This is a genomic window from Pseudoscardovia suis (assembly GCF_002797875.1).
Lineage (GTDB): Bacteria > Actinomycetota > Actinomycetes > Actinomycetales > Bifidobacteriaceae > Pseudoscardovia > Pseudoscardovia suis.
The window spans coordinates 69,706-94,372 of the sequence record NZ_PGFC01000006.1 but is presented as its reverse complement, the minus strand read 5'-3'; the positions used below and the strand labels follow the sequence as shown (position 1 = coordinate 94,372).

Below are 24,667 nucleotides of genomic sequence, written 5' to 3'. Positions count from 1 at the left end.
GTGGAGCCGCGGGGGATTGAACGCCGAGGCGTTGACCGTCGGAAGCGTTGCGAACACTGGGATTCACGTCCTCGTGCCGTCCGCCGTGCCCACATCGTGCCCACAATCCCGCGCGATGCGATCGCCGAGCCGCCCCATGAGCGCGTCGAGGTCGTCGTCGAACAGGTCGGCGTACGTGTCGAGCGTCATCGCCGCGCTCGCGTGCCCGAGCTGCCTTTGCACCGCCTTGACGCTCGCGCCGCTCGCCACCATGATGCTCGCGGCCGTGTGCCTCAGGTCATGGATGGTGAGCGGCGAATCTATGCCCGCCCGTTTCTTCGCCCAGTGGAACCAGGACGACGTGCTGTTGGGGCCGTGCGTGCGACGCAGGCGCGTGCCATCCGCGTTCGAGAACAGCGGGGCGCCCGGCGCCTTCCCCTCGCACGCCCCGCGCATCACGGCGTCCAACACCTGCGGGTAGGCGACCTGCCGGTGTTCCCATGTCTTCGGTTCGGACTCCACGAGCTCGCCTTCCACCTCGGTCATGCTCCTCGACACCGACAGCCGCCGCCTGGCGGTGTCGAGGTCACGCACGTCGAGGGCGACGAGCTCGCCCCACCGCAGGCCGGTCAGGCCCAGCGTGAGCACGATGCCGCGCCGCCAGCCCGACGCATCCGCCAGCGCGAACAACTGCACGGCGTCGAGGTAATGGTGCTGCTTCCTCGTGCGCCTGGGCAGTTCCACGCCATCGCATGGGTCGCGTGGCACGAGTCCGTCGCGCACCGCCTGCCGGCAGATCCCGGCGAGGATGCCGTACGCGCGGAGCGTGACGCTCGCGCTCCGCGTCTTGGCGAGGCGGCTGACCCATTCCTGCACCGCCTGCCGCCGCACGCCGCGCACGGCGACGCCGCCCCATTCCTTTTCCACGTGCGCCGCCCATGCCGTGTGCAGCGTCGCCACGTAGCTGGGTTTGCACCGCGTCTCCTTCGCGGCGATCCACATGGGCCACAGGCTTCCTATTGTGTGCCGCCCGGCTTGTGGGTCGACGTATGTGCCGTGCGCGATGCTCATGGTGTTCTCGGCGGCCCAGCGTTCCGCGTCGACCTTGCGGGGGAAGCCTCGCTTGTCGGTCTGCGACCCGTCGGGCTTGCGGTAGCGGACGCGCCACCTGCGCCCGTGTTTGGTGTCGTATGGCGTTATCGTCGTCATGCGGTATCCTTTGCCTTGATGATGCCGGGCTTCGCCTGGTAGGGAGCCCCCGTGGCCGTGATGGCCGCGGGGGCTTTTCTTATTCCTTGGGGTTCTTGCGTGGCCTTCCGCCAACGCCTCGTCCGGGGCACGCCACGCCGAAGACGACAGGCTCAATACAGCCGCATCTCCACACCACCGCCTAATATCGGCACCATGCTGCTCATGGTCGACTCGACAAGGCTGCGCGAGATGCTCACGCGCCACGCACCGGACATCGGACACGGCACCATAAGGAACGCGGCGCTCGCGGCCATCGAGGGCGCCTTCCTCATACCCTCGGCGGCAGCCATCGGCAACAAGCCCGCCAGATTGCTGTTCCTTGCGCTCGCCATAGCCGCCACCGCAAACGGAATCATCGAGACGGCCAGGGCGGTGCGTCGCCGCACGACGGCCGAAACGCTCTACAAGGAGATAACCGACATGGACAGGACAAGCAAGCGAAGCTCCCTCGTGGCCGTCACCGACGGCACGGGACGCTACCTCGCATACCGCGACGACGGCTGGGGTTGCTGGTTCCTGCCGAACCACGCGACGGCAGACGACGAGGACACCAACGTCGCCCTCATCCGCCGCCACTTGCACGACACGTTCGGCATCGGGCCGGACGGGTACGACCTGAGGCGCGTCACGAGCCGCTCCAGCGAGAAGCGCAGCACGGAGCACGGCGGGGAGCCGCGCCACTACGAGTACACCCTCTACGAGGCGCGCATGCGCCGGGGCGCCGCAATCCCGCAGGGGTCCCTCCCGTCCGGCGTGGTGTGCCGGTGGATGACCATGCGCGACATGCGCTCCGACAAGCGGACGGGGGAGACGAACAAGGACGTCCTCGACCTCCTGCGCGACAGCCTCTGATCTCACGCCCGCACCGTCCTATCACGGTCGTGCAGGATGCGCCGGAAGTCGTCCAACACCTGGAGGGTGACGCCGAGCTCGCACGCGATCCGCCAGGCGCACCCGTCCCAGACCTGCTCCGCCGCCGCGTAGTCGATGGGGCTGATGAGCGCGAGCGCGGTCCTGCGCCTGGCGCGCGCCTCGCCCCTGCCGCCGCACGTGGTGTCCCCTTGTTCGGCGTGGCATAGTTCGTGGCATAGCGTGCAGCGGCGCTGCACGTCGTTGAGGCCGCTGTGGAGTATCACGCGGTTGTGCTTCCAGTCCCACACGCCGCAGTACCCGCACGGCAATGGCTGCTCCATCACATGCACGCCCAGGCGCCCGGCCCACGCGTCAAGGTCCGGCCCTGGCACGGGGCGCGGATCGGACGTGGGGCCAGTCAAGCCGCGAGCTCCTGCGGCGCGCGGTCGGCGAGCTGGGACCATGGGATGACGTCGACGCCGTACGCGTCGAACGCCGACAACGCCGCGGCGGGAAGCGTGCCATCACGGTCGTCGCCGATGACGACGAGCCTCGACTCCTCCCGTTCCGGCGCCCTGCTCGTGTCGTCCCATCCGAACATGATCCGCTCGACCGTCGCCTTGGTGAGCGAATTCGGAGCCTGGCAGAACCGCGTGGGGTGCCTCGCGCTCCGTTGGAACACGAAGTCGAAGCTGTGCTCGTAGCTGGAAAGCCCGCGGACGCCGACGTTCTGCGTGTAGAAGACGTTGCATTCGTCGAGCCTCGCCGCGACGTCCTCCGCGAAGTACTCGCTCACCCGGCGCTGCGCGGATTCGGCCACGCCGCCGATCGCGGCGAGTGCCTGCACGTACCGGTTCATGGCGTCGCCGCGGTCGCCGTCCGAGTCCAGGACTATCTGCCCACCGTCGATGCGCGCGCCGTAGCGGCGGGCGATGGCCGCGGCCCGCATGCTGCGCGCGGGGGTCATGGTCACGCCGCGCAGGTCGAACAGTTCGAGCGTGTACCCGTCGTCGGTGAAGGTGGTCGTGCCGTCGGCGGCGCGTTTCGCATAGAAGCGGATCCCGTCGTTGGATTCGTCGAGGACCGGCACGGTTATCTCCGTCCAGTCGCCCAGGCGTACGGCGGATGACTGGCGGCGGAGCCAGTCGGCCCATTCGTCGGCGAGGCGGTCGCAGTCGTTTCGTGTGGTTGTCATAACAGGCTCTCCTGCATGTCGGGCTTCTTGATGACGTGGAATCTGTCGAGCAGTCTGATTGTATTCTCGGCGAATGATGGCGACGTGATGTCGCCGGCGGGCGTGGCGTAGGAGTCGCCGTATCCTTCGGTGTAGATGTGCCAGTGGGTGCCGGGGATGACGGTGCCGTCGGGGTTGGTGTGCGGTGTGCCGTTGACGCATAGGCGGAGCAGTGGGATGCCGCCGCGGTCGACGGCTATCGCCGCGACGTGCTGTTTCGCTGGGTTGCGTGCGCCGCGGTAGAGGGCTATGGAGAATCCCTCGCCGTCTTCCGCCTGGACGGTGAAGCGTGTCCTTTGCTGTCCTCCGGAGGGTAGCGTGACGCGGTCGTCGACCGCGTTCTTGATCTCCGTGACCAGCGCGTCGGCCTCCGCTTGCGTGAGCCCGTACTGTCGTGCCGTCATCGTCGGCTCCTTCCTTCTAGTCTCGTGGTGTTTCGGCTTCCGTGTCGCGGTTGGGGTCGGTGTTGGCGGCGAGCGTCATGATCTCGTCGGCGGTCAACGGCGCATCATCAGACGCCTGCTCATCGTCGAGCAGAGGCGTGTCAGCGAGAATACTGCGAAGAGTGTTCACGGGGTCAAGGCGGAACCCGTCGCAGATAGCCAGATACTCGGCAAGCGTCGGCGTTCCGTGCTGTGCGAGGCAGATGTCGCGCACGCGGACGTAGTTGATGCCTGTCCTGGCCTCTATGTCGCGGTAGGACAGGCCGCTCTCCTCTTTGCATTGCGTGAGGATGGCGGAGACGTCGTAGTCGACTTTTGTCCATGTTCTTGCTTTGACTGCCATAGGCCTATTTTGCATGTTAGAAAGTTGCGACACGCCGACGCCTCGTGCTAACTTGACGTTAGAAAGTTCTAACGTATACTGGAGCCATGACGTTAGAAAGACCTAACGGAGTGGCGGCACGTGCGGTCGCCGCTCTTGCACGAAGCGCACGCGCCGAGTCCGTTCCATTTTGGGAACAGGGCAAGGCGATCGGACGCGGGCGGCAGGCAGTCGGAGCGCGCTATCAGCGCGGAGACATGCAGCTGTCCGAATTCCTCACACTGGCCGAACGGCTGGGAGAGGACCCATCCCGCATCATCGCCCAGGCGATCGACGCGGAGAAAAACAAAAGCCCGCAGGATCCATCTGCGGGCAAAGAAACCAGAAAGGATAAAGAGAATGGTTTCCAACATCAATGATACCAGCCCGGTCGAAGCGCCGGTCGAAACATTCACGAGCACGGAGTTCGGCAGCATCCGCGCGCTCAGCGACGAGCAGGGGGAGCCGTTGTTCGTCGCGAGCGACATCGCCAAGACGCTCGGTTACGGTGACGCGACGCACATGACCCGCCGTCTTGATGACGACGAGAAGGGTCTCCGCCAAGTGGAGACCCTTGGCGGAGTCCAGCAGATGACCGTCATCACCGAAGCCGGCCTCTACTCCGCGATCCTCGGCAGCAAGGTCGAGGGCGCGCAACGCTTCAAGCGTTGGGTGACGCACGAGGTGCTTCCGTCGATTCGCAAGCATGGCGGTTACATGCTCGGCCAGGAGCGGATGACTCCGGAGCAGATGCTGGCCGCGTCGATGCGCTGGCTGGAGAGCAGGATCCGCGAGCAGGAGGAGACCATCGCGTCCCAGTCGGCCCAGTTGGAGGAGCAGAAGCCGAAGGTGCTGTTCGCCGACGCGGTGAGTGCGAGCGATGGCACGTGCCTGGTGGGCGAGCTGGCGAAGATGCTGCGGCAGAACGGCGTGCAGGTCGGGCAGAACCGTTTGTTCGCCCGCCTGCGGGAGGACGGGTACCTCGGCAAGTCGGGGCAGAACCGGAACGTTCCGACGCAGAAGGCGATGGAACGCGGCCTGTTCCGCATCAAGGAGACGGCTGTCACCCACAGCGACGGTCACGTCACCATCAGCAGGACGGCGAAGGTGACCGGCGCGGGGCAACGGTTCTTCATCGACCTTTACGGCGCGAAGCCGTTGGACGGATTGGAGGCGCGTGATGAGGCGCGTTGAGAAGGTGCCGGCCGATCTGGTCGACACGCGTGAGGCGGCGGAGCTGACCGGGTTTTCGGTGCGGACTTTGTGCAAATGGCGGTGCGTGCGGACGGATGGCCCGCGGTTCTGGAAGCTTGGCAGGCGCGTGCGGTACTCGCGTCGCGAGCTTTCGGAATGGATGGATTCGCATGCGGTGCATGCGGTGAGCGGCGGGATTCACGTCGGGAAGGAGTCGAGATGAGTCTCAAGGCGAAGGTGATGGTGCACGTCGTGCTGCTTGTCATGGCGTTGGCCATGCAGGTGCTGGGCGTGACGTTGCTCGCGACAGGCTACACGGGCGGGCATGACACGGTCGCGTTCTGCACGTGGTTCGTGCTGACGATGATCGAGCCGATCGTGTTCGTCCTGGCGTTGGAAGTGCCTGACGCCGGGGGCGGCGGTGCCGGCCGTGGGATGCACGTGATGGAAGGGGGCGGCAGGTGATGCGTAATCAGGATCTGGACGCGGTGTGCGCCGCGGTGAGGGCGATGGGCCAGTGGGGCGAGGTCGTCGGCTGGGAGCTCGCCCGCAGGTGGCTGCTCGAACATGGGTTCGATGCGGCTGGGCACGAACTCCCGGCGGCGGGCGACCCGCATGCGACGGGGCACACCCCGTGGCTGGCGCATCACATGGCCCACGCCGCGATCCACGGCATCGGCTGTGTGGGTGGTCTCGTCGCCCGTGACGTGCGCGCCGACGTCCCGGCGGCCTACCAAGGGCTCTTGCCCATCTGCCGGCAGGCGTTGACGTGCGCTGCGATCGTCACGCCGGCCGACGACATCATCACGAGCGAGGCGACCAACCTCGCCGGCATGTGGCCGAGGCTCGCATGGACGGGAGGCGACGACGATGACGACGATTCAGAGGAGTGACGAGACGCGGATGCTGGCGCTGACGGTCGCCTGCCTGGCCGGCACGGTCGCGGACATCGCCCGCACGACCTCATGCATTCCGGGAAACCCGGACACCATCGCCGCCCTTGGCAGGGCCGAGCGCGCATGCCTGGCTTTGGAAGAGCAGGTCAGGGCGATGGACCTGATGTCACTGGATGACGCATCGGGGAAGGAGCTGGCATGAAGCCCAGGCGTTGCAAGTATTGCGGCGTGCTGCTCTACCGGTGGTCGCCGAACTGCGGCGGCATCTGCGGCAGCCCCGAATGCCGCCGGAAGTGGGACGCCGACGACCAGGGACGCTCATGGATGCGCCACGCGTTGGAGTCAATCCGTGACGAAAAGCGCGACCGCATGGAGCGGGGGCGCCAGGCGCAGGAGACGATTGACGCGTTCCGCGCCGACATCGAAGCCATGCGCGCAGGGCAGGGGCATGGCGGAGGCGGCGTGCCCGGCGGCATCGCGGGAGACGACCGGCGCCAGGAGTGGGCGCGGCGCCTCCGCGAATGGCGCGAGAAGAGACCAGCGCCGACGCCATGGCACTGCCCGGTCTGCGGAATGAAGACGAAGCCCGGTCGGACATGGTGCTCGGACCCATGCGCGAACGAAGCCGCCCATTGGGAGGCGGTCGCCGCATGGCTCGCCGGCACAGGGCCCGACCCGACAAAACAAACCAAACAGGAAGGAGCCAGATGATGGCGGGAGAAGACGACGGCATGCAGGACAGGCTCGACATGACGCCTGACTGGCAGCTCAAGCGCGAGATCGGCTTGCTCAAGCTGCTCGCCAAGCGCATCGACATGGAGCTCAAGCCGCGCATCCACGCGTGGGAGGCGCGCCCCGACCACGGGCAGGGCATGACGGAGGACATCAGCGGAGCCGGTGGCGGGACGGTCGGCACGATCGCCATCGGACGCGACCAGCCCGACAGGCTCGAGGTGACCGACCCCGTGGCTTTCGGCGGGTGGCTCGCCGCGCACCAGGTGACGATGCTCGGCGGCATGCCTGCCGCGGTCAAGCGGTGGGTGCCCGAAAGCGAGGCAATGTCGCAGGACTTCCTCGCGCGTCTCGTGCGCAACGCGGGCGGCGAGCTGCCGCCCGGCGTGGAAGTGCGGCGCGGACGTGCGGCGACAGTCACCGTGAGACTCGAACGCGGCGTGGTGACCCGGGCATGGACGGCGCAGGGCATCCGCGACGCGGTGCGGCTCATCATGCCGCCTGCCGACCCCGCCGGCACGGCACACGACAACGACCATGACACCAACGAAGGAGATGTTGAGCAATGACGCAGGAAATCGAGAAGCGCCCCGACGGGCGTGAGATGAGCAAGCAGGAGCTCGACGAGATCGAGCTGCGAACCGACATGCAGATGGCGAAGGCGCTGAGCCACAGCGCGATGTTCGCGAAGCGATTCAACGGCAACCCGGCCGACGTGCTCGGCGCGGTCATGCTCGGCAAGAGCATGGGCATCGAGCCTATCAGCGCGCTCACGAGCATCAACGTCATCAACGGCACGCCGACCGCCAGCGCGATGCTCATCGCGGCGCTCATCCGCCGCGCAGGCCATCGCATCGACTACCAGCGCGACGAGAAGCGCCTGGTCGTGTCGTGCACGATCACGCGCGCGGACGACGGGAGCAGCGTGACGGAGACGTGGAGCATGGACCGTGCCAAGCGCATGGGGCTCGCCGGGCGCGGCATGTGGGCTAAGGATCCGATGACGATGCTCAGCTGGCGTGCGTTGACGAGCGCGGCGCGCCTGGCGGTGCCGGACGTGGTGCTCGGCTTGGCTTACACGCCGGAGGAAATCCAATCATCGGCGCAGCATGTCACGGCGCGCGTCGTGCCGGACGCTCCGCCCACGCATGCCCCTCAGAGCGACTTGAACGCCCCTCTGGGCGTCGAACCCGACGACCCCGGGCAAGTGGACGGGTTCGGCATGGACGACGCGCAGGACGCCGCCATGGACCCTATGGAAGCCAGGGCGTGGGTTCACGGGAGCATGGCGCGCGCCGGCGTGAGGAGCGCCGCACAGGCGATGCTCGTCTTGAAGGACCTCACCGGTCGTGACGGGCTCGCCGACACTGACGGGCTCACCGACGGGGAGGCGCTCAGCCTCGCCGCCGACGGAGCGCACACCGAGCAGGCAATCGCCAATGCCGTGCGCAGCCTGCACAGGCAGGAGCCCCGGGACGCGACCCCGCAGGCTGACGCGACCGACGCGACGCCCACAGACACGAAGGAGGGGACCGATGAGTGACGGACCGCGTCTGACGGTCACGGGAAGGCTCGCACGCGACCCCGAGCTCAAGCGGGCAGGGCAGGCGACCGTCTGCAATTTCACCGTCGCGTACACGCCGCGCCGATATGACAGGCAGCGGGGCGAATGGGTCGACGGCACGACCCTGTGGCTCGAATGCCAGGCATGGGACCGTGGCAAGCGCACGCTCGCCACGAACGTCGCCGGGAGCCTGCGGAAGGGACAGCCTGTCATCGCGACGGGAACCATCGCCGAGAACGACTGGACGGACCGTGACGGCAACAACCGGCATAGCCTGCGCCTCGAGGTTGACGCCATCGGACTCGACCTGTCCTGGCGTCCGGCGTCCCCTTCCCAGGGCAACTGGTCGGCTCAGGCTCAGGCTCAGGGATTCGCTGATGGCGCCACGTCGCAGGGAGCGCGGGTGTTCGGCGGCTTCGGAGGCGACAAGGCGACGGGAGGCGACCCATGGGGCGACGCGGAATTCTGACGCTCCGCCCGTGGGAGGCGTCGCATGGATGCGAATGGTGCGGGTTGTGCGGCGCGTGGATGCCACGCCACACGCACAGCCCGCAGGACACGCCGCCGCTCATGCGCGCGGCATGGAGACGGAGGCACTGATGAGCAGGCAGAAGCAGAAGGGCACGGCATTCGAGACGGCCGTCACCCGATGGCTGCAATGGGCTCTCGACGACAAGACGATCCACCGTGAATCGCTCCACGGGTCCAGGGACCGGGGTGACATCGGCGGCGTCATCATCGACGGCGAGCCCGTCACCATCGAGGCGAAGTCGCATCGGCGCATGGAGCTCGCCGAATGGATGCGCGAGGCGGAGACCGAGGCAGGCAATGCCGACGGCATCCTCCCCGTCGTCGTCCACAAGCGCAGCGGCGTCGGCATCCAGTCACGCGAGGGCGTCGGCTCGCAGTGGGTGACCATGACCCTCGAGACGTTCGCCCGCATCCTCAACCACTGCGTCGAGCTCGGGCCGGAAGACGGTGGGTGCGATGACGGTGTGTGACGCGCGCTGCCATTGGTGCGGCCGCCAGCTCACCGCCGCCACGGCTGGCAAGGTGCGCGGCGCATGCAGCCAGGGCGCATGCCAGGCGCGGCAGCGTGACCGCGACCGCAGGTGGCTCGCCTCGCACGCCGAGGAGCGTGCCGCATGGGACCGTCACATCCGCGAGATCCTCCAGGTGCGACCGGGGGAGCCACGCGGATGGACGCGGAGCGACCCATACATCCCGGCGATCACTCCCAGCGAGGCGATCATCGCGATCGCCACCAGCTGGAGGGAGATCCGACAATGGCGAGCCATGTGAGGGTCTGCCGTTATTGCGGCAGGCGGTTCGTGTCGCCTGGGACGACGGGCTGCTGCTGCGGGCGGCGCGCATGCCTGCGCGCCCGCAGGGAGGAGCGCACCGCCGCGCAACGTGAAAAGAGGCACATGGCGGGCGACACCGCGTGCGCCGATGGCGTGAGCACCATCGAGTCACGGTGGTGCGCCGAATGGGCGTGCAATGGCGATGGCATGCCCATCGTGAGGCGCATGCGCGCCGCATGACCAGGGAAGGAGAAGGCGATGGGAACGAGGGTCTGCGAGTTCTGCGGGAGATCGTACATGTTCCACGCGAACGGTGATTCCCCGGTGTGCTGCGGCCGCGGGGAATGCGTGGGCTTGCAGCGCGACCGCGACCGGGAGAAGGCGCGGTTGAAGAAAAGGCGGCAGCGTGAGAAGGCGCGCGCCAAGACGGCGCAGGCCGATGGGCTGACGCCTGCCGACGTCGCGTGGATCATGCGCAGCATGCGCCGCCAGATCACGCGCATGCGCGCCGAATGACAAGCGAATGAAAGGTGGTGGGGACGATGAGCACGAGGGCTGCACTGTGGGCGATCCGGTTCAGCGGATGCGCGAACCCTGGCATGCGGTGCGTGCTGATCTATCTCGCGCTTCGTGCCGATTCGGACGGCCTGTCATGGCCGAGCGTCTCGACCGTGGCGGCGGAGCTCGGCATGAGCGAGCGGAACGTGCAGCGCCTGCTGCGCAGGCTCGAAGACGGTGGGTTCATCGCCTATGTCGGGTCCGCCGCTGATTTTGGCAAGGCGAGGCCTGACAGGGCGCCGGCTGTCTGGAGGCTCGACGTGCCGGATGAGTTCCTCCGCGGGGACCTCAAGAAGACCGTCCGTGAGTATGAGTGCGCCCGCAAAGCGTTGCGGATGCTTGCGCCGGCGGGTGAGCGGGGTGACAAATCGGGCACCCCGCTTCCACGGGGTGACAAATCGGGTACTCACGGGGTGACAAATCGGGCGCCACGGGGTGACAAATCGGGTACTCACGGGGTGACAACCATGTCACCCAATAGAAACAAGGAAAAAGACAAGGAAAAAGACAAGGAAAAAGACAACCCCCTAAAGCCCCCCACGGGGGGAGGCGCATCAAAGCCAGGGAAGGAAGGAGACCGGATGTACACCATGAACGGCAGCGAACAGGTCGTGACCATGCCAGACGGGAGCAGCTACAGCCTGCGCCCAGGCAAATGCACGCGCGACCAGGTCACCGCGCACCTCGACGGCACCATCACGGCGCAGGCGTGCCCCGTCTGCCACGCATCCGTGGCAAACCGGCTCACCCACGCAGCACACAAGGAGACACGATGACCACCACCACACACTGCCCCGCATGCCTCACACCAACCAACCACCCAGGACTCTGCCGGCACTGCCAAGGCGAATGGAGGAACGCACTCCACGCCATCCCACTCGCCATACAAGCCCTCCAACTCAAAGCCTGGCGGCAGACACACACCAGCCACGATGCCGGCAGGAGCACGCACGCGACCACACCCCAGCCAATCGACTGGACCGCCCAAGACCAAATGCAGGAGATCACCAGCCTGCTCAACTGGATCGCCACCCTCCACGACCAGAAGCTCGCCACCGAAACACACTGGCCACGCCTCCTCAACACGATCCTCGCCAACCTGCCCCACATCAGCCAGACCGACCAAGCAGCAACAGCCATGCGCACCACCATCAACACAATCGCCAGGACATGGCGCATGACCGACCCCACGGAAGACACCCACGCCATCGGCGAATGCCCCCAATGCCACCAACCCCTCTTCGCACAAGACAGCGAGACGGTCATCACATGCCCCACATGCCACAGCCAATGGGACACGCAATGGCTCAAAACACGGCGCGCCACCCGCATCGCCCAGACCCTCCAAGCAAACACCATCCAAGGCACGCCCAGCCAGATAGCCCGATGGACCACCGCCACCACAGGCATCCGCACCACCGGTCACCAGGTCAGCGACTGGATCCGACGCGGCAAACTCACCGCACAACGCACACCCGACGGCACCCAATGGCAGACCAGCATGCAAGCCATCCTCGACGCCATCCAAGACCGGAGGACAACACATGACACCGTCGGAGACCTGCCCAAGCACCACGCCACACGCGACACGCAAACCACTTGACACAAACCGATTGCGCCTCTAAGCTGACTAACATAAGCCAGTACCGTAAGGGCTGGCTTTTCGCATACCCTAGGCAGCCAACAACGCCAGGGGAGCGCGGGGCCCGCACAAGGAAGCGACGCCACCGCCGGCGGCACCACCCTGGACACGCCACCGCCAGCGGGCATGACAACCACCCCCACCACCATGCACGGCGAACCCGGCCCGACACCGGAGGCCCCACCATGACACGACAATCCAAGAGCAACCCCCGCCGTCGCAACGGCAGCCGCCGCACACGCCTGCGCAAACGAGTCCTCGCAGCCTACGACACCTGCTGGCTCTGCGGACGGCCAGTCGACAAGACGCTTCCGCCCGGCCACCCATGGAGCGGCGAAGTCGACGAGGTCATCCCCGTCAGCCGCGGCGGCGACCCACTCGACTGGTCCAACGTCCGGCTCGCACACAGGATCTGCAACGAACGCAGAGGAAACAAGACACCACAAGCAATGCAAGGCATGCAAGGCAACCGCACGGCTTGGCGCGCAAGCGAGAGAGCCAACAAGCCGAGCGCCTGGTAGCCCAGGCAGGGGGTGGGCGGGTGACCCCCGGGCGGGCGGCACAGCCCCCCCGGGCAAAGGGCCGATACCCCTCCCAAAGGAACGGGACGGAACCACGGAAGGACCGAACGGAACGGAGCTAGTGATGAAATGCGTAATATGCGGATCCGGATTCCGCCCGCGCGGCGGCGGCAAGCCGCAGAAGTACTGCTCGGTGAAATGCCGCAACAAAGCGAAGGTCAAGGCACGCAAGGCCAGGAAGAACGGCACGATGCCTCAGCCCGCTGAGGCTCCGAAGCCCGCGAACATAACCAGGCGCGCGCCAGAAGCCGCGAAGCCCGAGACCGCGAAGCCAGCGCCGAAGAAGGCGAAGGAACGCCCGGATCTGAGCCGTGACGAATTCAGACGCATGATGGACGAGAGCCTCGAGGACGTGCTGCGCCGCAACCGCGACCGCCTCTCCAAGGCTTTGGATGACCCTGATACGCCGGCGAATGCACTGGCGGCTATCAGCCGTCAGCTGATCGCGGTCGTGGAACGTCTCGACCGGCTCGAGGGCGGCGACCCGCTCCTCGACGCGGGAGACGGTCTGGACTCGCGAGACTTGACACAGGAGGCGGACGATGGAGCGGGAAAGGCGGTTGTCTGAGGTCGCCGCGGTCTTGGAATGGCCGGAGGCCGAGGCCGTCAGAAGCGACTTCGACCGCATCAGGATAGTCGCCTCCCGCATGGGCATCGACTACGACCTCTGGCAGCAAGGCCTCCTCTGGATTCTTTTCAGCCGTGACAGCGGAGGCCGCTACTGCTGCGGGCAGGGCGGCCTCACCGTCAGCTCATGTCGTCAGATCGGGAAGACGTTCACCCTCGGCACCGCGTTCTTCGTCAAGTGCATGCTCTCGCCAGGGCTGAAGGTCATCTGGACCGCGCACCACACACGCACGAGCGACGAGACCTTCGCCGACATGTGCTCCCTGGCGCAGATGCCTGCGGTCGCCCGCCACATCGACCACATCAGGCGCGCGAACGGCCAGCAGGAGCTGGTGTTCGCGAACGGCTCGCGCATCATGTTCGGCGCCCGCGAGAACGGCTTCGGACGCGGCCTCCATGGCGCTGACGTGGAGGTGTTCGATGAAAGCCAGATCCTCACGGACAGGGCTTTGTCGAACATGATTCCGGTCATGAACACCGCGAGCGACCCGCTGGCCGTGTTCCTGGGGAACCCGCCCAAGCCGGGCGACCCGTCTGACGTGTTCGCGATGAAACGTCGGCAGGCGCTCGCAGGCAACGTGACAGGCATGGCCTACATCGAGCTTGCCGCGCCTCGTGATTGCGACAGCGACGACCGCGACGCATGGGCGAAAGCGAACCCAAGCTACCCAGCCAGGACTGGCGAGGACAGCATCATCCGCATGAGGCAGCTGCTGCCGGAGGATGATTTCCGCCGCGAGGCTCTCGGCATCTGGGATGAGACCGGGGCGGCCGGCGTCATCGGCCGGGACACGTGGGATGCGACCAGCGTCCCCGCACGGCGTGACGGCGGCACCGTCAGCTTCGGCATCGACATGCCTCCCGACCGCAGCGAGATCAGCATCGGCGCATGCATGCGCTACCCCGACGGGACGGCGCACGTGGAACTCGCCGAATGCCGCTCGACGCACGAGCATGGCAGCATGTGGGCGGTCGACTGGCTGGCCGAACGCTGGCCGCGCACGGCCGCGGTCGTCATCGACACGCAAAGCCCGGCGCTCAGCCTCCTGCCGGACCTGCGCGCAAGGCACGTCAAGGTCACCGTGACCGGCGCGCGCGAACTCGGGCAGGCGACAGGCCGCATGCTCGACATGCTCGCCGCCCGCACCGTCACCCACCTGCCGGACACCGAGCAGCCGGCGCTCGCCGATGCGGCGCTCGCCGTGACATTGCGTCCGGTCGGGCATGGCGGCATGACCGCATGGCAACGGTCGGGGATTGACGTGGACATCAGCCCGCTCGTCGCGGTGACGCTTGCGTTGCACGGGGCTTTCACTTCGACACGTCACCCTGGGCGCCGGCAGTCCGTCGGCTGATCGTTGGCCGCCAGGCTTACAGGAGGAGCATTTTGGTTTATTCGCTTGAATGGAAGGCCGACGAGGGGCGTGACTGGCTTGCCGCGCCGCTGACGGTCGGCAACGTGCACGCCGCGGACCGTGCCGACGCGTTCGGCGATGAGGAGCTCCACTGGCTGCAGGTCCTCTCCCGCGTCTGGCATGAGCATTACGCGCGCAACGCATTGCGCACGATGTATTACGACGGGAAGGAGATGCTGCACGACATCGCGGGGTCCATCCCCGAGTCGATGCGCGCCAACGCTTCCTGTCCGGTGGACTGGCCGCGCAAGGCGGTCAGCAGCCTCGCAGACAAGAGCGTGCTCGCAGGATTCAACATCGACCCCAACGTCGACGACCCCGGCGTCGTCGAACTGGCGGACCGTGTCGGTCTCGTCCCCATGATGGGGCAGGCCATCACCTCCGCCTACAAGCATTCGTGCGCTTTCCTGACGGTGTATCCGGATGCGGAGACGCGTGACGTGCAGGTCGTCGCCCGCGCCGCGGATTGGAGCGCGGCGGTCTGGGACAGGCGCCGCAACCGCATACGCTGCGCGCTGACGGTCACCGAGAACGACAGGCTCGGCAGGGCGACCGCGATGACCTTGTGGCTTCCAGGCCGCGCCTGGGAGCTGACGGCAGACGGGACGGGGTGGAGCGCCGCATGCACGTGGCGCGACCCCGCATGCCCGGTCACGCCTGTCGTCCCGATCGCATTCGACAGGCAATTGGACCGTCCGTTCGGACGGTCGAGAATCAGCCGCACCCTCATGGCGCTCACGGACATGGGGTTCAGGACGATGACCGAGATGGACACCTCTGCCGCCTTCTACGCGTCGCCGCGCGTGTGGTTCCTTGGCCTGGACCCGGACGCGTTCCAGGGCAGCAAGTGGAGCCGCCTGATGACGAGCATCAACGCCGTATCGCGTGACGAGGACGGGCTTGTGCCGACTGTCCAGCAGCTCCAGCAGGCGAGCATGACGCCGTACAGTTCGATGCTCGAGACGATCGCGATGATGGTGTCCAGCGCGACGGATATCCCCGCCGAGGCGCTCGGCATCCGCCTGTCGAACCCGACGAGCGTGGAGGCCATCAACGCGGCGGAGCAGCGGTTGAGTCGCATCGCCGAACGGCAGAACCGCGAGTTCACCGGCCAGCTGATGCAATTGATGCGCGTCGCAATCTACATGCAAGGCGGCTACAAGCAGCTCGCGGACGTTGACCTGTCCGGAATCACCCCCGTGTGGGATCCGGTGAACGTCAGTTCGGATGCCGCGAAGGCGGACTGGCTGACGAAGGTCGGCAGCGTCGACGAGGCGGTCGCAAAGAGCGACGTGGGACGCCGCCACCTCGGACTTAGCGAGGCTGAGATCAAGAGCGTCAAGGCATGGGAGTCCAGGCAGCGCGCCCAGGACACGCTCGACGCGCTCCGCCAGTCGGTCAACCAGCCGGAACAAGGCCAGACGGGCACGGCGACGGCAGACGCCGGTACCGGCGGCACACAACAGTCTTCCGCCAAGCCCTCTGAAAACTGGGGGGCGTCTGAGTTGAAGACGGCGTTCGACGCGCTTGGTGTGGCGATCAGATCCGGAGTCAGCCCGCAGAGTGCGGCGGCAAAGCTCGGGCTTGACGGCATCGACTTCACCGGCATGATCCCCGTCAGCCTACGCGACGATAGCAAGTAAACGGAATGGTGGTGCGCGATGACGGACTGGTCGAATCTGAGCCTGTCCGCCAAGGAACGCAAGAGCCTCGAGACCATGCTCGACGCCTCGCGCAAGGACCACCAGCGGACGATGGACGCCCTCGACGAGTACGCCGACCTTGCCGTCAGCGACCTGTTCGACTTCGACGATCCCGACAAGTCGCTCGCGTTGACCGACCCGGACACCATCGTCGAAGCGGCCCGCAACATCGTCCAGGTCGCGCAGGAGGCTGCGGATGCCAGGTATGGCGCGCAGCGCCAGGCATGGCAGCAGGCGGCCGGCCGTGAATTCCCGGAGTACGCGCTGCCTGACCTGGAGGACTGGACGCGCGTCATGTGGGACGTGCAGAAAGGCTTCTCCAACACCGACTACAACGGCCTGACATATGGGCAGGTGATGGCCGGGAAGGCGCGCAGCGGCGTCACCATCATGGACCTGCTGCCGAAGACCGCCGGCATGGGCATCGACGACATGCAGCAGGCTTACGCGGATTTCTTCCGCAGCCTCGCCGCGCATGCGGCGCAGCGCCGGCAGATGGCGGACATCGCGGGAGACCCGACCAAGCCCCGTTGGGCGCGCGTGCCCCGCGGCCGCGTGACCTGTGCGTTCTGCACGATGCTCGCCGGCCGCGGGTTCGTCTACACAAGCGAGGATGCCGCCGGCGGCGGACTCGGCAACACGTACCACAACCATTGCGATTGCGAGCCGGTGCCCACATGGGGCGAGGCGAAGCTCTCCGGGTATGATCCCGACAAGCTGAACGCGATCTACCTGCAGGCGAAGGCAGGGCTTCCAGCCGGCGCATCGTACAGGGACGCGCTCTCGCGCATGCGAGAGGCTGGCGGCGTGTCCGACTCCTTGGTCGGCAGTGCGATTGCGCGTGACACGCACGGCGTGTTCCGCAGTCAGTTGGGCGATGCGTCGCTGAAGTCATGCCTGGATGGTACGAACCCGCGTTTCGACGAAGGACCCGAGTGGCGGAACAACTGCCAGCGGTGCGTCGTCGCGTACCGCATGCGCCGCCTCGGCTACGCAGTCCATGCGACGGCATGCGAAGTGACGGCAAACGGCGCTCTTTCATCGACCGACTGGGGAGTGAGGCATTGGCGCGAGGCGTTCAAGGGCGTGCGGGAGATACCGTGCGCCGGACGCGACGAGGCGGAGGCTACGGCGAAGTCATGGGGCGATGGCGGGTGCGGCGTCGTCTACGTCGACTGGGGCAATGGGCGTGGCCATGCGTTCATCGCTGAGAACATCAAGGGCGTGGTGCATTTCATGGACCCGCAGACCGGCGACTACAACGTGGGATGGTACTTCGCTGATGCCATGCCGGGGAGAACGACTATCATGAGGATAGACGGCAAGGAGCCGGACATCCCAATTATCCGCAGGCTGTGCGAGGAGGCGACATAAATGATCACATACGAGCAGGCGTGCGACATCGTCGCGGCTGCATTCCCAGGCGCGGTGTTCTCCGCCGCCTACGAATATCCAGGTGGATGGTTTTTCAACGTCGAGCCCAGCGGGTGGACGGAAGACCAACCGGTGAACCCGTTCGGCGTGTCAGCAATCATTCACAAGGACGACGGCGAGTGGAAGTATTTCGATGTCGGCAATCCCGAGTTTCATGAAGCGCTCAGTACTCGCAAGCCGGTTGCGCTCCCGGAGAAGTACGCGGCCCTGATTCGCCCGAAGGGCGATGCCGGCCGGACAGTCTAGCCGTCTCATATTCTTCTTATGTATTCCAGCCGCCTTCTGGCGGCTTTTCTATTACCTGCCCCGCAGATTCTGCGGGGTTTTTGCATATCCGAAGGAGGACACCGATGGGTGTTGTCGATGTTGTGGACGGGGCCGTGCGCTGGTATGCGCGCTCCGCGCTGGGAGTGGAGTATGGCGATGGGGTCGCCGTGCTGGTGAAGTCGTACACGTACCTTCTGGGCGCGTGGTCGTGCTTCGCCATCACGGACGACCCGGCGGACGACCGCCTGTACGAGGTCACGAGAGCCGCGTCCGGCGGCGTGCACGTCAGGCATTACGATGCGGCCCCCGACCGCGTGTACGAGCCGGATGGAGGAAAGACGTCTGAAAGGAAGGTGGGGGTCATGTCGGATGACATTCCCGGGTATCTGAAGCGCATGGTCGACGAGTACAGGGAGCTCACGGGCAGGATGGAGCGTCTCGCGAAGTACAGGGAGTCGCATTACAGCGAACTGGAAAAGTCCGGAGAGGGTGGCCTCCTGTCCGACCAGGCGTATGCGATGCGCGAGTACGCGGATGTGCTGAGGAAGCGCCTCCGCTTCCATTTGGGCGACCGTGCCGCGGAGATCGTCGCCGATAGCCGCGGGGAATCCTGAAGCACCGTGCCACGCCCGTGTGGCGGGGTGTCTTGGCTGTCGTGGAGTGCGCGCGTGGTTGCCCATGGCCCCGCGTCCCGGTGCAAATCCGGGGACGGCCCGATGGCGTGCGGCGGCTGAGCGTGCGGCGGCGCATGTATGGGAGTTGTCGGACAGGGAGCGGCAGCTCGTCGCCAGCATGCCACAGCACGTTACGGCGGCAGAGCTCGGATATAGTTGATGCATTCATTGACAATCGGGGGCGTTAGATGAGTAACGAGAATCTTCCTCCATACGGCGAGCGTATTGATGCATTCACTGGTGATGACCCGGCGCCGGCTTCTTGGCTTGAGCTTGACGATAGGGATGAATTCGCTTGGGGGGAGTCTGGAGGTCACTGCGCTCTCGTATGGCGTGCGACCGGTCGCCCGGTGATATTCCCCGGTGGTCTGCTCTCCTATCAGATTCCGATGGCATCGATACCTTACCCGACGGATCGCAGGTTCGACTCTGCTGAGCCGCTGACCGTGGCTGAGCACTATCGTTGCATCCTCAATCATGGGAATTTTGACAAAACATTCACCAAGATGACTCCGCCAACGGAATCCCAGAGCTGATTCCCGGTCGTGCTCCACTGCCATGATTGGCGCGCGGCTTGCTGTTTTTGTTGGTTGCTGTGTAAATTAGTGTTAAAAAAACACTAGGCAAGGAGTCGGGATGGTTTACAGTGACACGAAGATCAGGGACTTGATTCAAAGCGGTGTCATCCTGTCGGCGGACCCGGATGGGGTCGGCCCGGTTTCCTATGACCTTAGGACTCGCGGGTTCTATCGTTCCGAGGACGAGGACGGTGTGGCTTCGGTCACGCTCCAGCCGGGCGAATCTGTGTTCGTCGGCAGCGTCGAGACGCTGGCCTTGCCCGGTAACGTCTGTGCGACGGTCACGTTGAGGAATTCGCGCATCAGACAGGGTTTGCAACTCGCGGCTCCCGTGTACTTCCCCGGGCATTCCACTCGCGTCTTCTTCCGCTTGACGAACGTCAGCGCCGACGCGATAGAGCTTACGAAGGATGATTCGTTCGCACAGGTGATGTTCAGCCCGGTCGAGGGGGAGGTGGAGCACCCTTATTCCGGTTCCTTCTCCGGCGAGATGGATTACCGTGGCATGGGTGACTATGAGCGGCGGTATTCCAAGCAGATGAGGGAGCTTGATGCGAAGGTGGACGACATCAAGGCGATGGAGTCACGCATCTACGGCAACGTCATGACCATTATGGCGGTCATCGCGGCCGTGTTCACTCTGGTGAACGTGAACATCGGGTTGGCTTCCGCCGACCTGTCGAAGATCGTGCTGGTGAACGCGGTGACTGTCGCCAGTTTCTCCGCGCTCGCCGGTCTCCTCGCCTTGGTGACGAAACCCAAGGGAAGGCTGGCCTATGTGGTCCCGTGGGTTGTCTCCGCCGTGCTGTACGTGGTCGCGGTCATCCTAGCGGTCATCTGAGCCAGCGTTCTTTCGCATGCCGCCTTCGGGCGGCTTTTCTTTTACCGACCCCAGCGGATTCTGCTGGGGTCTCGTGTTTTTGGCCGGGGCCAGTGCCCTACACGCGGGATCCTTCTCCATACACCGCATCCGCGCGCCATGGTGCGATTCCATGGCCGGCCACGAAAACCGGTGCCGCACGGCTACCGGACAGACGCCCGCACGGGCCAACAAAACAACAGGAAGGGGCATCGGAATGCCTGACAACACCAGCAGCACGCCTCAGAACGAACCCACGCAGGAACCCACGCAGGGTGCCGCACAACAGCAACAGCAACAGCCATCTCAGGCACCTGCTGACCCGGTGGAACCGCACGGCGACCCGGACACGACGATCGACTGGAAGGCGCAGGCCCGCAAGTGGGAGAAACTCGCCAAAGCCAACCATGAGAAGGCCGAACAGGCCGACCAGCTGCGTGAGAAAGCCGAGAAGGCCGACCAACTGCAAGCACAGCTGGACAAGCTGAACGCCGCGCAGGCATGGGAGAAGACCATCGGCAAGGTCAGCGGCGAGACCGGCATCCCCGTCGACGTGCTCAACATCGTCAAAGCGGACAGCGAGGACAAGCTCGCCGAAGCAGCGAAGACACTCCAGGCGTTCGCACAGACGGGAGCGCGTCGCACGGGCATGGGCGACCAGTCCCGCGAGCCTGCCGCACCGCAACCGTCGGGCGCAGCCGCCTTCCTGGCGAAAGTCAACCAGCATGCCGGGCATTAAACCCCGGCGAACCAACAAGTAAGGAGCCATCATGGCAACAACCGTGACCACGGGCGCATTGTCCCTGCCCGCGAACCTCGCGCAGGGACTCATCGACAAGGTCGAGACGGGTTCCGCCGTCGCCGCCCTGTCCGCCAGCAAGCCGCTTCTCTTCGGCAACACGCAGGTCGTGACCTTCACGAAGCATCCGCGCGCCGAATTCGTCGAGGAGGGCGCCGCCAAGGCGCCGGCGGACGTGGAGTTCGGCACCGTCACCGCAGTGCCGCACAAGGCGCAGGTCACCGTCCGATTCGACGAGGAAGTCCTCTGGGCCGACGAGGACCGCAAGGTCGGCGTCTTCCAGGCGATCGCCGACGCGGGCGCGACCGCCTTGAGCCGCGCACTCGACCTCGGCGTCTTCCACCGCATCAACCCCAGCACCGGCGCGGTCATGACCGGGTGGACGAACTACCTGACCGCCACCACGAAGACCGTGACCGACACGGGTGACGCGGACGCGGACATCGAGAAGGCCATCGGCCTCGTCCTCAACGACGGCGAAGGCTACGACGTGAACGGCATCGCCCTGAGCAAGCCCGAAGCCTTCGCGCTCGCCACGACGCGAGACAAGCAAGGCCACCCGCTCTACCCGGAATTGGGCTACGGCACCGCGATCACCGCGTTCAAGGGCACCAAGGCGAGCGTCACCACGACCGTGAACGCGCCGGAGGCTGCGACGGCGACCGGCGTGGAAGCCATCGTCGGCGATTATGCGGGCGGCATCTACTGGGGCATCCAGAAGAACCTGCCGCTCGAGCTCATCTCCTACGGCGACCCCGACGGCCTGGGCGATTTGAAGCGCCACAATCAGGTCGCCTACCGACTGGAGATGCTGTACGCGTGGTACGTGGATCCGGCTCGCTTCGCCATCGTGAAGGCCGCCGACGCAGCCTCCGCCGGCAAGTGACAGGCGGCAGGCGATGAGCGACCAGACAGCGTTCGCCGCCGTCGATGACGTCGCCGCCAGATGGCGCACCCTCACCACCGAGGAGACCACGCGCGCCGCGAGCCTGCTCGCGGACGCGAGCGACATCATCCGCACCCAGCCCGGAAGCCGCTGGAAGTCATGCAGCGCACAGACCCTCACGCGCATCACGTGCGCGATGGTCATCCGCTGCATGGACGCCGGCACAGGCATGAGCGGCGTCACCCAGAGCACGCAAAGCGTCGGGCCCGTCAGCGAAAGCATGACATGGGGCTCGGCGGACGGAGGCGGAGCGGGAAGCCTGTGGCTCACACGCGCCGAGAAGCAGGCGCTCGGCATCGGCGTGCAGACGGCATTCACGATCCCGATGGGCGGCGTGGAATGATCACCGGCGAACCGATCACCATCAGCACCCGCACCACGCTCGACGCGCTCCTGCCGACAGGCGAGCACCAGACCCGCACGACCGTGGAAGCCACGACAGGCATCCTCACCGACAGCGGGCAGAGCACGCCCAGCGACGCGGAACGCCCAACAGGCACGCACCTGACACGCACGCTGTACATCAGCCGCTCATGGGAGGCGCGCAGCCTCAAAGGCGCGACAATAACCACAGGCGACGGCACCGCATGGCACGTGGTCGGCGACCCCAAGCCCACCACAGGCGGCGGCATGACACCCACCGGATTCCACCCGATGGCCGTCACCATCACACGCGAGGAGGACTGACATGGGCAAAAGCCACGTGAAACTCAACTACGCCGGATTCCAAGCGATCCGCCAGAGCGGGGAGACCCGCCAGGCGGTCACCGAAGCCGCCGAGCAGATCGCGGACCGCGCCAACCGTCTCAAGAAACGCGAAGCCGCGCACTACGCGGGCGTGCCCGCCATGCAGACCAAGCAGGGCGTCGTCGCTCTCGCCACGACCGGCCACTACGAGCCGGGGAGCGTGGACGCGATGTTCGACAACCAGGAGAACGACACGCTCCTCAAGGCCGCCGTCGGGGGCACGCAGTGAAGCTCATCGAAGTGGAATGCTGCGAATGGCTCAACGCCGACAAGGCCATCGCCTGGACATGCCCAGCCGCGTGCGTCGAACCGCATGCCGGCACGGCCGACGGTTTCACCACCGTGAGCCGTGCCGGTGGTTCGCTCGAACCCTGGCGTGACACGGCGACCCTCACCGTGAAGGTGACAGCGCCCACGCTGCAGGACGCGGGCAACTGGATGATGGGGCTCGTGCTGCCGCGTCTCGAGGAGATGTGGGGCGAGCCTGACATCGCGCGCGTGGAAGTCCTCAGCGTCTACCCGAACCCTGACCCGGGGCCGCCTCAACGACCCCGGTACCAGGCGAACATGCAGGTCGTGCGCGCCCGCGCATGACCCGCAGGAATTCTCAGAATCTGAAGCGACCAAGGAGGAAACATGGCTGACACTTCAGGAAAGACCGTCAACAAGGCGAACGTGTCGCTAGGACGCAGCAAGGCCACCGGCCTGCTGTGGTGGGCGCCGTCCGGCACCGAGCTGCCGACAGACGCGACCACCGCGCTGCCGGACGCGTACCGCACGCCCGGCTACACGTCGGAGGACGGCGTCACGAACAGCGTCGACACGGACACGACGAGCGTGAACGACATGAACGGCACGCAGGTGCTCAACGAGATCACGAGCTACAGCGAGACGTTCCAGCTGTCGCTCCTCGAGACGAACGCCGACGCGATGAAGCTGCGCTACGGCACCGACGCGGTGACCGGCACGGATGCGCTCAAGATCCGCCACAAGATGCCCAAGGGCGAGAGCCTCGTGCTCGTTCTCGAACTGCTTCTCACCGGCAACCGAGTCAAGCGCATCGTCATCCCGGACGCCGTCCTCACCGAGATCGGCGACACCCAGTATGACAGCGGCGACGCGATCGTCTACGACCTGACGTTCACCGCGAACCCGTCGCCGCTCATCGACGGCGACACGAGCCGCGAGTACATCGCGACCGCATCCACGACATCCACGAAGCCCTCCGAGTCCTGACACAGGACGGGCGGACGCTCGCCGCGCACCCAGCCTCACGAGGGGCGCGGCACCACTTATCCAAAGGGGAAGCAATGACAGCAAGGAAGCAGACTGAAGACCACAAGCCCAAGGTGCAGCCGCCGGACAAGCCCCGGCACATGAACGTCATGGGCTTGGAGCTCGACGTGGACGTGTCACGATTCGACGACCTCGAGTTCGTCGAATCCCTGTGGAACCTCCAGCACGCGAACGAGGGCGGCGACCCGTTCGCCATCGTCCCGTTCCTGCGTGACCTGACCGGGCTCAGCGTCCATGAGATCAGCCAGGCGCTCAAGGACCCGCAGACCGGGCGCACGAGCATGGAGACCGTCGAGAAGTTCGTCGAACAGGTGCTCCAGGAGGCCGCCCCAAAATCCTGACGCTCATGGGCATGCTCGACGCATGCCCTGACGCTTTGCGCGCCGACATGCAACGCTTCTACGGGCTCGACCTCGACGAGCTCGGGCACGGGCTGCGCATCCGGCGCGCCGCCGACCTAGCCGCGAACCTGCCCGAGCAGGCGCTCGTGTGGCGGCGCATCGACCCGCGCGCAGAATGGGACGTGCAGACTCTCCTGCTCGCCCAGATAGCAGACGCGACAGGCTTCACGGCGTGGAGCAAGACCAAGGAAGCCAGCCACAGGGGAGCGAAATGGCGCGGCCGCATCCCACGCCCCTGGGAAAGGCACGAACGGGTGGACGCGGGGCGCGTCGCGATCAGCACGAGCGAGATCGACGACATCCTCAGTCGCCCGCGCACATGACCTAGGA

The 24,667-nt window shown here is 66.0% G+C and carries 40 protein-coding genes; 34 read left to right on the top strand and 6 right to left on the bottom strand.

The features are described from left to right. Positions 1-63: 63 nt before the first annotated feature. The gene (locus tag CLV65_RS07445; protein WP_094690743.1) at positions 64-1,188 is read right to left on the bottom strand and encodes a tyrosine-type recombinase/integrase; all 1,125 of its coding nucleotides are present in this window, start codon (positions 1,186-1,188) and stop codon (positions 64-66) included. Positions 1,189-1,392: 204 nt separating this feature from the next. Here CLV65_RS07445 and CLV65_RS07440 point away from each other — a divergent pair, with 204 nt between their 5' ends. After that, a complete protein-coding gene (locus tag CLV65_RS07440) occupies positions 1,393-2,082 on the top strand; it encodes a DUF1206 domain-containing protein (protein ID WP_144441849.1) in 690 nt (229 codons plus the stop codon). Between the two features lie 2 nt (positions 2,083-2,084). Here the strand turns inward: CLV65_RS07440 and CLV65_RS07435 are convergent, their stop codons facing one another. The 4 genes from CLV65_RS07435 to CLV65_RS07420 are packed head-to-tail and all read right to left on the bottom strand — an operon-like array spanning position 2,085 to position 4,102. Next, on the bottom strand, positions 2,085-2,504 hold the full coding sequence (locus tag CLV65_RS07435) for an ImmA/IrrE family metallo-endopeptidase (RefSeq protein WP_244569093.1): 420 nt from the start codon (positions 2,502-2,504) through the stop codon (positions 2,085-2,087). After that, positions 2,501-3,277, bottom strand: coding sequence for a DUF1829 domain-containing protein (locus CLV65_RS07430; RefSeq protein WP_094690741.1), 777 nt, complete (start codon positions 3,275-3,277; stop codon positions 2,501-2,503). Before CLV65_RS07430 ends, CLV65_RS07435 begins: the two co-directional genes overlap by 4 nt. Then, positions 3,274-3,720 (bottom strand): DUF6978 family protein, encoded by a 447-nt coding sequence (locus tag CLV65_RS07425; RefSeq protein WP_094690740.1) that lies wholly within the window; start codon positions 3,718-3,720, stop codon positions 3,274-3,276. The genes CLV65_RS07430 and CLV65_RS07425 overlap by 4 nt, the downstream gene beginning before the upstream one ends. A gap of 16 nt (positions 3,721-3,736) precedes the next feature. Next, complete coding sequence (locus tag CLV65_RS07420; RefSeq protein WP_094690739.1) at positions 3,737-4,102, bottom strand: helix-turn-helix domain-containing protein; 366 nt, start codon at positions 4,100-4,102, stop codon at positions 3,737-3,739. Between the two features lie 86 nt (positions 4,103-4,188). Here CLV65_RS07420 and CLV65_RS07415 point away from each other — a divergent pair, with 86 nt between their 5' ends. The 12 genes from CLV65_RS07415 to CLV65_RS07360 all read left to right on the top strand — a co-directional run bounded on the left by CLV65_RS07415 (position 4,189) and on the right by CLV65_RS07360 (position 9,808). Then, complete coding sequence (locus CLV65_RS07415; RefSeq protein ID WP_157847254.1) at positions 4,189-4,500, top strand: hypothetical protein; 312 nt, start codon at positions 4,189-4,191, stop codon at positions 4,498-4,500. Then, a complete protein-coding gene (locus CLV65_RS07410) occupies positions 4,481-5,314 on the top strand; it encodes a phage antirepressor KilAC domain-containing protein (protein ID WP_094690737.1) in 834 nt (277 codons plus the stop codon). The genes CLV65_RS07415 and CLV65_RS07410 overlap by 20 nt, the downstream gene beginning before the upstream one ends. Further along, positions 5,301-5,537, top strand: a complete 237-nt coding sequence (locus tag CLV65_RS09225) for a helix-turn-helix transcriptional regulator (RefSeq protein ID WP_094690736.1) — start codon at positions 5,301-5,303, stop codon at positions 5,535-5,537. Before CLV65_RS07410 ends, CLV65_RS09225 begins: the two co-directional genes overlap by 14 nt. Beyond that, positions 5,534-5,779, top strand: a complete 246-nt coding sequence (locus CLV65_RS07400) for a hypothetical protein (RefSeq protein ID WP_094690735.1) — start codon at positions 5,534-5,536, stop codon at positions 5,777-5,779. The genes CLV65_RS09225 and CLV65_RS07400 overlap by 4 nt, the downstream gene beginning before the upstream one ends. Continuing rightward, positions 5,776-6,207 (top strand): hypothetical protein, encoded by a 432-nt coding sequence (locus CLV65_RS07395; RefSeq protein WP_144441847.1) that lies wholly within the window; start codon positions 5,776-5,778, stop codon positions 6,205-6,207. Before CLV65_RS07400 ends, CLV65_RS07395 begins: the two co-directional genes overlap by 4 nt. Continuing rightward, positions 6,185-6,412, top strand: a complete 228-nt coding sequence (locus tag CLV65_RS07390) for a hypothetical protein (RefSeq protein WP_144441846.1) — start codon at positions 6,185-6,187, stop codon at positions 6,410-6,412. Before CLV65_RS07395 ends, CLV65_RS07390 begins: the two co-directional genes overlap by 23 nt. After that, entirely contained in the window at positions 6,409-6,921 is a 513-nt protein-coding gene (locus CLV65_RS07385; protein ID WP_094690732.1) for a hypothetical protein, read from the top strand. The genes CLV65_RS07390 and CLV65_RS07385 overlap by 4 nt, the downstream gene beginning before the upstream one ends. Further along, on the top strand, positions 6,918-7,511 hold the full coding sequence (locus CLV65_RS07380) for a hypothetical protein (RefSeq protein ID WP_094690731.1): 594 nt from the start codon (positions 6,918-6,920) through the stop codon (positions 7,509-7,511). Before CLV65_RS07385 ends, CLV65_RS07380 begins: the two co-directional genes overlap by 4 nt. Next, entirely contained in the window at positions 7,508-8,485 is a 978-nt protein-coding gene (locus CLV65_RS07375) for a recombinase RecT (RefSeq protein WP_094690730.1), read from the top strand. The genes CLV65_RS07380 and CLV65_RS07375 overlap by 4 nt, the downstream gene beginning before the upstream one ends. Continuing rightward, positions 8,478-8,975 carry a single-stranded DNA-binding protein gene (gene ssb / locus CLV65_RS07370; RefSeq protein ID WP_157847253.1) on the top strand — a complete coding sequence of 166 codons (498 nt, stop codon included), beginning with the start codon at positions 8,478-8,480 and terminating at the stop codon, positions 8,973-8,975. Before CLV65_RS07375 ends, ssb begins: the two co-directional genes overlap by 8 nt. Positions 8,976-9,105: 130 nt before the next feature. Further along, entirely contained in the window at positions 9,106-9,507 is a 402-nt protein-coding gene (locus CLV65_RS07365; protein ID WP_094690934.1) for a hypothetical protein, read from the top strand. Beyond that, on the top strand, positions 9,494-9,808 hold the full coding sequence (locus CLV65_RS07360) for a hypothetical protein (RefSeq protein ID WP_094690728.1): 315 nt from the start codon (positions 9,494-9,496) through the stop codon (positions 9,806-9,808). Before CLV65_RS07365 ends, CLV65_RS07360 begins: the two co-directional genes overlap by 14 nt. 10 nt (positions 9,809-9,818) lie before the next feature. On the opposite strand, the gene CLV65_RS08870 is transcribed toward CLV65_RS07360, so the two are convergent. Next, on the bottom strand, positions 9,819-10,109 hold the full coding sequence (locus CLV65_RS08870; protein ID WP_094690727.1) for a hypothetical protein: 291 nt from the start codon (positions 10,107-10,109) through the stop codon (positions 9,819-9,821). Here CLV65_RS08870 and CLV65_RS07350 point away from each other — a divergent pair. From CLV65_RS07350 to CLV65_RS07255, 21 genes are all read left to right on the top strand, one after another. Then, complete coding sequence (locus CLV65_RS07350) at positions 10,108-10,326, top strand: hypothetical protein (protein WP_094690726.1); 219 nt, start codon at positions 10,108-10,110, stop codon at positions 10,324-10,326. The two genes, CLV65_RS08870 and CLV65_RS07350, sit on opposite strands and share 2 nt — an antisense overlap. Positions 10,327-10,418: 92 nt before the next feature. Beyond that, positions 10,419-11,144 (top strand): helix-turn-helix domain-containing protein, encoded by a 726-nt coding sequence (locus CLV65_RS07345; protein WP_169925502.1) that lies wholly within the window; start codon positions 10,419-10,421, stop codon positions 11,142-11,144. After that, positions 11,141-11,971, top strand: a complete 831-nt coding sequence (locus CLV65_RS07340) for a hypothetical protein (RefSeq protein WP_094690724.1) — start codon at positions 11,141-11,143, stop codon at positions 11,969-11,971. The genes CLV65_RS07345 and CLV65_RS07340 overlap by 4 nt, the downstream gene beginning before the upstream one ends. A 224-nt stretch (positions 11,972-12,195) precedes the next feature. Then, complete coding sequence (locus tag CLV65_RS07335) at positions 12,196-12,531, top strand: HNH endonuclease (protein ID WP_094690723.1); 336 nt, start codon at positions 12,196-12,198, stop codon at positions 12,529-12,531. Between the two features lie 124 nt (positions 12,532-12,655). Further along, positions 12,656-13,159 (top strand): hypothetical protein, encoded by a 504-nt coding sequence (locus CLV65_RS07330; RefSeq protein ID WP_094690722.1) that lies wholly within the window; start codon positions 12,656-12,658, stop codon positions 13,157-13,159. Beyond that, positions 13,134-14,573, top strand: a complete 1,440-nt coding sequence (locus CLV65_RS07325; protein WP_094690721.1) for a terminase — start codon at positions 13,134-13,136, stop codon at positions 14,571-14,573. Before CLV65_RS07330 ends, CLV65_RS07325 begins: the two co-directional genes overlap by 26 nt. A gap of 32 nt (positions 14,574-14,605) precedes the next feature. Beyond that, the gene (locus CLV65_RS07320) at positions 14,606-16,276 is read left to right on the top strand and encodes a phage portal protein (protein WP_094690720.1); all 1,671 of its coding nucleotides are present in this window, start codon (positions 14,606-14,608) and stop codon (positions 16,274-16,276) included. A gap of 18 nt (positions 16,277-16,294) precedes the next feature. After that, positions 16,295-17,710, top strand: coding sequence for a VG15 protein (locus CLV65_RS07315; RefSeq protein WP_094690719.1), 1,416 nt, complete (start codon positions 16,295-16,297; stop codon positions 17,708-17,710). Next, positions 17,711-18,016 carry a hypothetical protein gene (locus CLV65_RS07310; RefSeq protein ID WP_094690718.1) on the top strand — a complete coding sequence of 102 codons (306 nt, stop codon included), beginning with the start codon at positions 17,711-17,713 and terminating at the stop codon, positions 18,014-18,016. It abuts the gene before it with no gap. A gap of 104 nt (positions 18,017-18,120) precedes the next feature. Continuing rightward, positions 18,121-18,651 (top strand): crAss001_48 related protein, encoded by a 531-nt coding sequence (locus tag CLV65_RS07305; RefSeq protein ID WP_094690717.1) that lies wholly within the window; start codon positions 18,121-18,123, stop codon positions 18,649-18,651. Positions 18,652-18,899: 248 nt separating this feature from the next. Continuing rightward, a complete protein-coding gene (locus CLV65_RS08775) occupies positions 18,900-19,247 on the top strand; it encodes a hypothetical protein (RefSeq protein ID WP_144441844.1) in 348 nt (115 codons plus the stop codon). 100 nt (positions 19,248-19,347) lie between these two features. Beyond that, positions 19,348-20,130, top strand: coding sequence for a dCTP deaminase (locus tag CLV65_RS07300; RefSeq protein ID WP_094690716.1), 783 nt, complete (start codon positions 19,348-19,350; stop codon positions 20,128-20,130). A gap of 235 nt (positions 20,131-20,365) precedes the next feature. Beyond that, positions 20,366-20,887 carry a hypothetical protein gene (locus CLV65_RS07295; protein WP_094690715.1) on the top strand — a complete coding sequence of 174 codons (522 nt, stop codon included), beginning with the start codon at positions 20,366-20,368 and terminating at the stop codon, positions 20,885-20,887. 31 nt (positions 20,888-20,918) lie between these two features. Further along, positions 20,919-21,833, top strand: a complete 915-nt coding sequence (locus CLV65_RS07290) for a phage major capsid protein (RefSeq protein WP_094690714.1) — start codon at positions 20,919-20,921, stop codon at positions 21,831-21,833. 13 nt (positions 21,834-21,846) lie between these two features. Further along, positions 21,847-22,236 carry a Gp19/Gp15/Gp42 family protein gene (locus CLV65_RS07285; RefSeq protein WP_094690713.1) on the top strand — a complete coding sequence of 130 codons (390 nt, stop codon included), beginning with the start codon at positions 21,847-21,849 and terminating at the stop codon, positions 22,234-22,236. Beyond that, positions 22,233-22,580 carry a hypothetical protein gene (locus CLV65_RS07280; protein ID WP_094690712.1) on the top strand — a complete coding sequence of 116 codons (348 nt, stop codon included), beginning with the start codon at positions 22,233-22,235 and terminating at the stop codon, positions 22,578-22,580. Before CLV65_RS07285 ends, CLV65_RS07280 begins: the two co-directional genes overlap by 4 nt. A gap of 1 nt (position 22,581) precedes the next feature. Beyond that, complete coding sequence (locus CLV65_RS07275) at positions 22,582-22,869, top strand: hypothetical protein (protein WP_094690711.1); 288 nt, start codon at positions 22,582-22,584, stop codon at positions 22,867-22,869. Then, positions 22,866-23,234 (top strand): hypothetical protein, encoded by a 369-nt coding sequence (locus tag CLV65_RS07270; protein WP_094690710.1) that lies wholly within the window; start codon positions 22,866-22,868, stop codon positions 23,232-23,234. The genes CLV65_RS07275 and CLV65_RS07270 overlap by 4 nt, the downstream gene beginning before the upstream one ends. Before the next feature lie 42 nt (positions 23,235-23,276). Further along, positions 23,277-23,876, top strand: a complete 600-nt coding sequence (locus tag CLV65_RS07265; RefSeq protein WP_094690709.1) for a phage tail tube protein — start codon at positions 23,277-23,279, stop codon at positions 23,874-23,876. A 74-nt stretch (positions 23,877-23,950) separates the two neighbouring features. Then, positions 23,951-24,277: a hypothetical protein gene (locus CLV65_RS07260; RefSeq protein ID WP_094690708.1), complete on the top strand. Its 327-nt coding sequence runs from the start codon at positions 23,951-23,953 to the stop codon at positions 24,275-24,277. Positions 24,278-24,282: 5 nt separating this feature from the next. Further along, positions 24,283-24,660 carry a DUF5361 domain-containing protein gene (locus tag CLV65_RS07255; RefSeq protein WP_094690707.1) on the top strand — a complete coding sequence of 126 codons (378 nt, stop codon included), beginning with the start codon at positions 24,283-24,285 and terminating at the stop codon, positions 24,658-24,660. The last annotated feature ends 7 nt before the right edge of the window (positions 24,661-24,667 follow it).

Coding starts and splice junctions, on each gene's coding strand:
- CLV65_RS07445 (WP_094690743.1), bottom strand. CDS start 1,188: ATGACGACGATAACGCCATACGACACCAAACACGGGCGCAGGTGGCGC.
- CLV65_RS07440 (WP_144441849.1), top strand. CDS start 1,393: ATGGTCGACTCGACAAGGCTGCGCGAGATGCTCACGCGCCACGCACCG.
- CLV65_RS07430 (WP_094690741.1), bottom strand. CDS start 3,277: ATGACAACCACACGAAACGACTGCGACCGCCTCGCCGACGAATGGGCC.
- CLV65_RS07425 (WP_094690740.1), bottom strand. CDS start 3,720: ATGACGGCACGACAGTACGGGCTCACGCAAGCGGAGGCCGACGCGCTG.
- CLV65_RS07420 (WP_094690739.1), bottom strand. CDS start 4,102: ATGGCAGTCAAAGCAAGAACATGGACAAAAGTCGACTACGACGTCTCC.
- CLV65_RS07415 (WP_157847254.1), top strand. CDS start 4,189: ATGACGTTAGAAAGACCTAACGGAGTGGCGGCACGTGCGGTCGCCGCT.
- CLV65_RS07410 (WP_094690737.1), top strand. CDS start 4,481: ATGGTTTCCAACATCAATGATACCAGCCCGGTCGAAGCGCCGGTCGAA.
- CLV65_RS09225 (WP_094690736.1), top strand. CDS start 5,301: ATGAGGCGCGTTGAGAAGGTGCCGGCCGATCTGGTCGACACGCGTGAG.
- CLV65_RS07400 (WP_094690735.1), top strand. CDS start 5,534: ATGAGTCTCAAGGCGAAGGTGATGGTGCACGTCGTGCTGCTTGTCATG.
- CLV65_RS07390 (WP_144441846.1), top strand. CDS start 6,185: ATGACGACGATTCAGAGGAGTGACGAGACGCGGATGCTGGCGCTGACG.
- CLV65_RS07385 (WP_094690732.1), top strand. CDS start 6,409: ATGAAGCCCAGGCGTTGCAAGTATTGCGGCGTGCTGCTCTACCGGTGG.
- CLV65_RS07380 (WP_094690731.1), top strand. CDS start 6,918: ATGATGGCGGGAGAAGACGACGGCATGCAGGACAGGCTCGACATGACG.
- CLV65_RS07375 (WP_094690730.1), top strand. CDS start 7,508: ATGACGCAGGAAATCGAGAAGCGCCCCGACGGGCGTGAGATGAGCAAG.
- ssb (WP_157847253.1), top strand. CDS start 8,478: ATGAGTGACGGACCGCGTCTGACGGTCACGGGAAGGCTCGCACGCGAC.
- CLV65_RS07365 (WP_094690934.1), top strand. CDS start 9,106: ATGAGCAGGCAGAAGCAGAAGGGCACGGCATTCGAGACGGCCGTCACC.
- CLV65_RS07360 (WP_094690728.1), top strand. CDS start 9,494: ATGACGGTGTGTGACGCGCGCTGCCATTGGTGCGGCCGCCAGCTCACC.
- CLV65_RS07350 (WP_094690726.1), top strand. CDS start 10,108: ATGTTCCACGCGAACGGTGATTCCCCGGTGTGCTGCGGCCGCGGGGAA.
- CLV65_RS08870 (WP_094690727.1), bottom strand. CDS start 10,109: ATGTACGATCTCCCGCAGAACTCGCAGACCCTCGTTCCCATCGCCTTC.
- CLV65_RS07340 (WP_094690724.1), top strand. CDS start 11,141: ATGACCACCACCACACACTGCCCCGCATGCCTCACACCAACCAACCAC.
- CLV65_RS07335 (WP_094690723.1), top strand. CDS start 12,196: ATGACACGACAATCCAAGAGCAACCCCCGCCGTCGCAACGGCAGCCGC.
- CLV65_RS07330 (WP_094690722.1), top strand. CDS start 12,656: ATGAAATGCGTAATATGCGGATCCGGATTCCGCCCGCGCGGCGGCGGC.
- CLV65_RS07325 (WP_094690721.1), top strand. CDS start 13,134: ATGGAGCGGGAAAGGCGGTTGTCTGAGGTCGCCGCGGTCTTGGAATGG.
- CLV65_RS07315 (WP_094690719.1), top strand. CDS start 16,295: ATGACGGACTGGTCGAATCTGAGCCTGTCCGCCAAGGAACGCAAGAGC.
- CLV65_RS07310 (WP_094690718.1), top strand. CDS start 17,711: ATGATCACATACGAGCAGGCGTGCGACATCGTCGCGGCTGCATTCCCA.
- CLV65_RS07305 (WP_094690717.1), top strand. CDS start 18,121: ATGGGTGTTGTCGATGTTGTGGACGGGGCCGTGCGCTGGTATGCGCGC.
- CLV65_RS08775 (WP_144441844.1), top strand. CDS start 18,900: ATGAGTAACGAGAATCTTCCTCCATACGGCGAGCGTATTGATGCATTC.
- CLV65_RS07300 (WP_094690716.1), top strand. CDS start 19,348: ATGGTTTACAGTGACACGAAGATCAGGGACTTGATTCAAAGCGGTGTC.
- CLV65_RS07295 (WP_094690715.1), top strand. CDS start 20,366: ATGCCTGACAACACCAGCAGCACGCCTCAGAACGAACCCACGCAGGAA.
- CLV65_RS07290 (WP_094690714.1), top strand. CDS start 20,919: ATGGCAACAACCGTGACCACGGGCGCATTGTCCCTGCCCGCGAACCTC.
- CLV65_RS07285 (WP_094690713.1), top strand. CDS start 21,847: ATGAGCGACCAGACAGCGTTCGCCGCCGTCGATGACGTCGCCGCCAGA.
- CLV65_RS07280 (WP_094690712.1), top strand. CDS start 22,233: ATGATCACCGGCGAACCGATCACCATCAGCACCCGCACCACGCTCGAC.
- CLV65_RS07275 (WP_094690711.1), top strand. CDS start 22,582: ATGGGCAAAAGCCACGTGAAACTCAACTACGCCGGATTCCAAGCGATC.
- CLV65_RS07265 (WP_094690709.1), top strand. CDS start 23,277: ATGGCTGACACTTCAGGAAAGACCGTCAACAAGGCGAACGTGTCGCTA.
- CLV65_RS07260 (WP_094690708.1), top strand. CDS start 23,951: ATGACAGCAAGGAAGCAGACTGAAGACCACAAGCCCAAGGTGCAGCCG.
- CLV65_RS07255 (WP_094690707.1), top strand. CDS start 24,283: ATGGGCATGCTCGACGCATGCCCTGACGCTTTGCGCGCCGACATGCAA.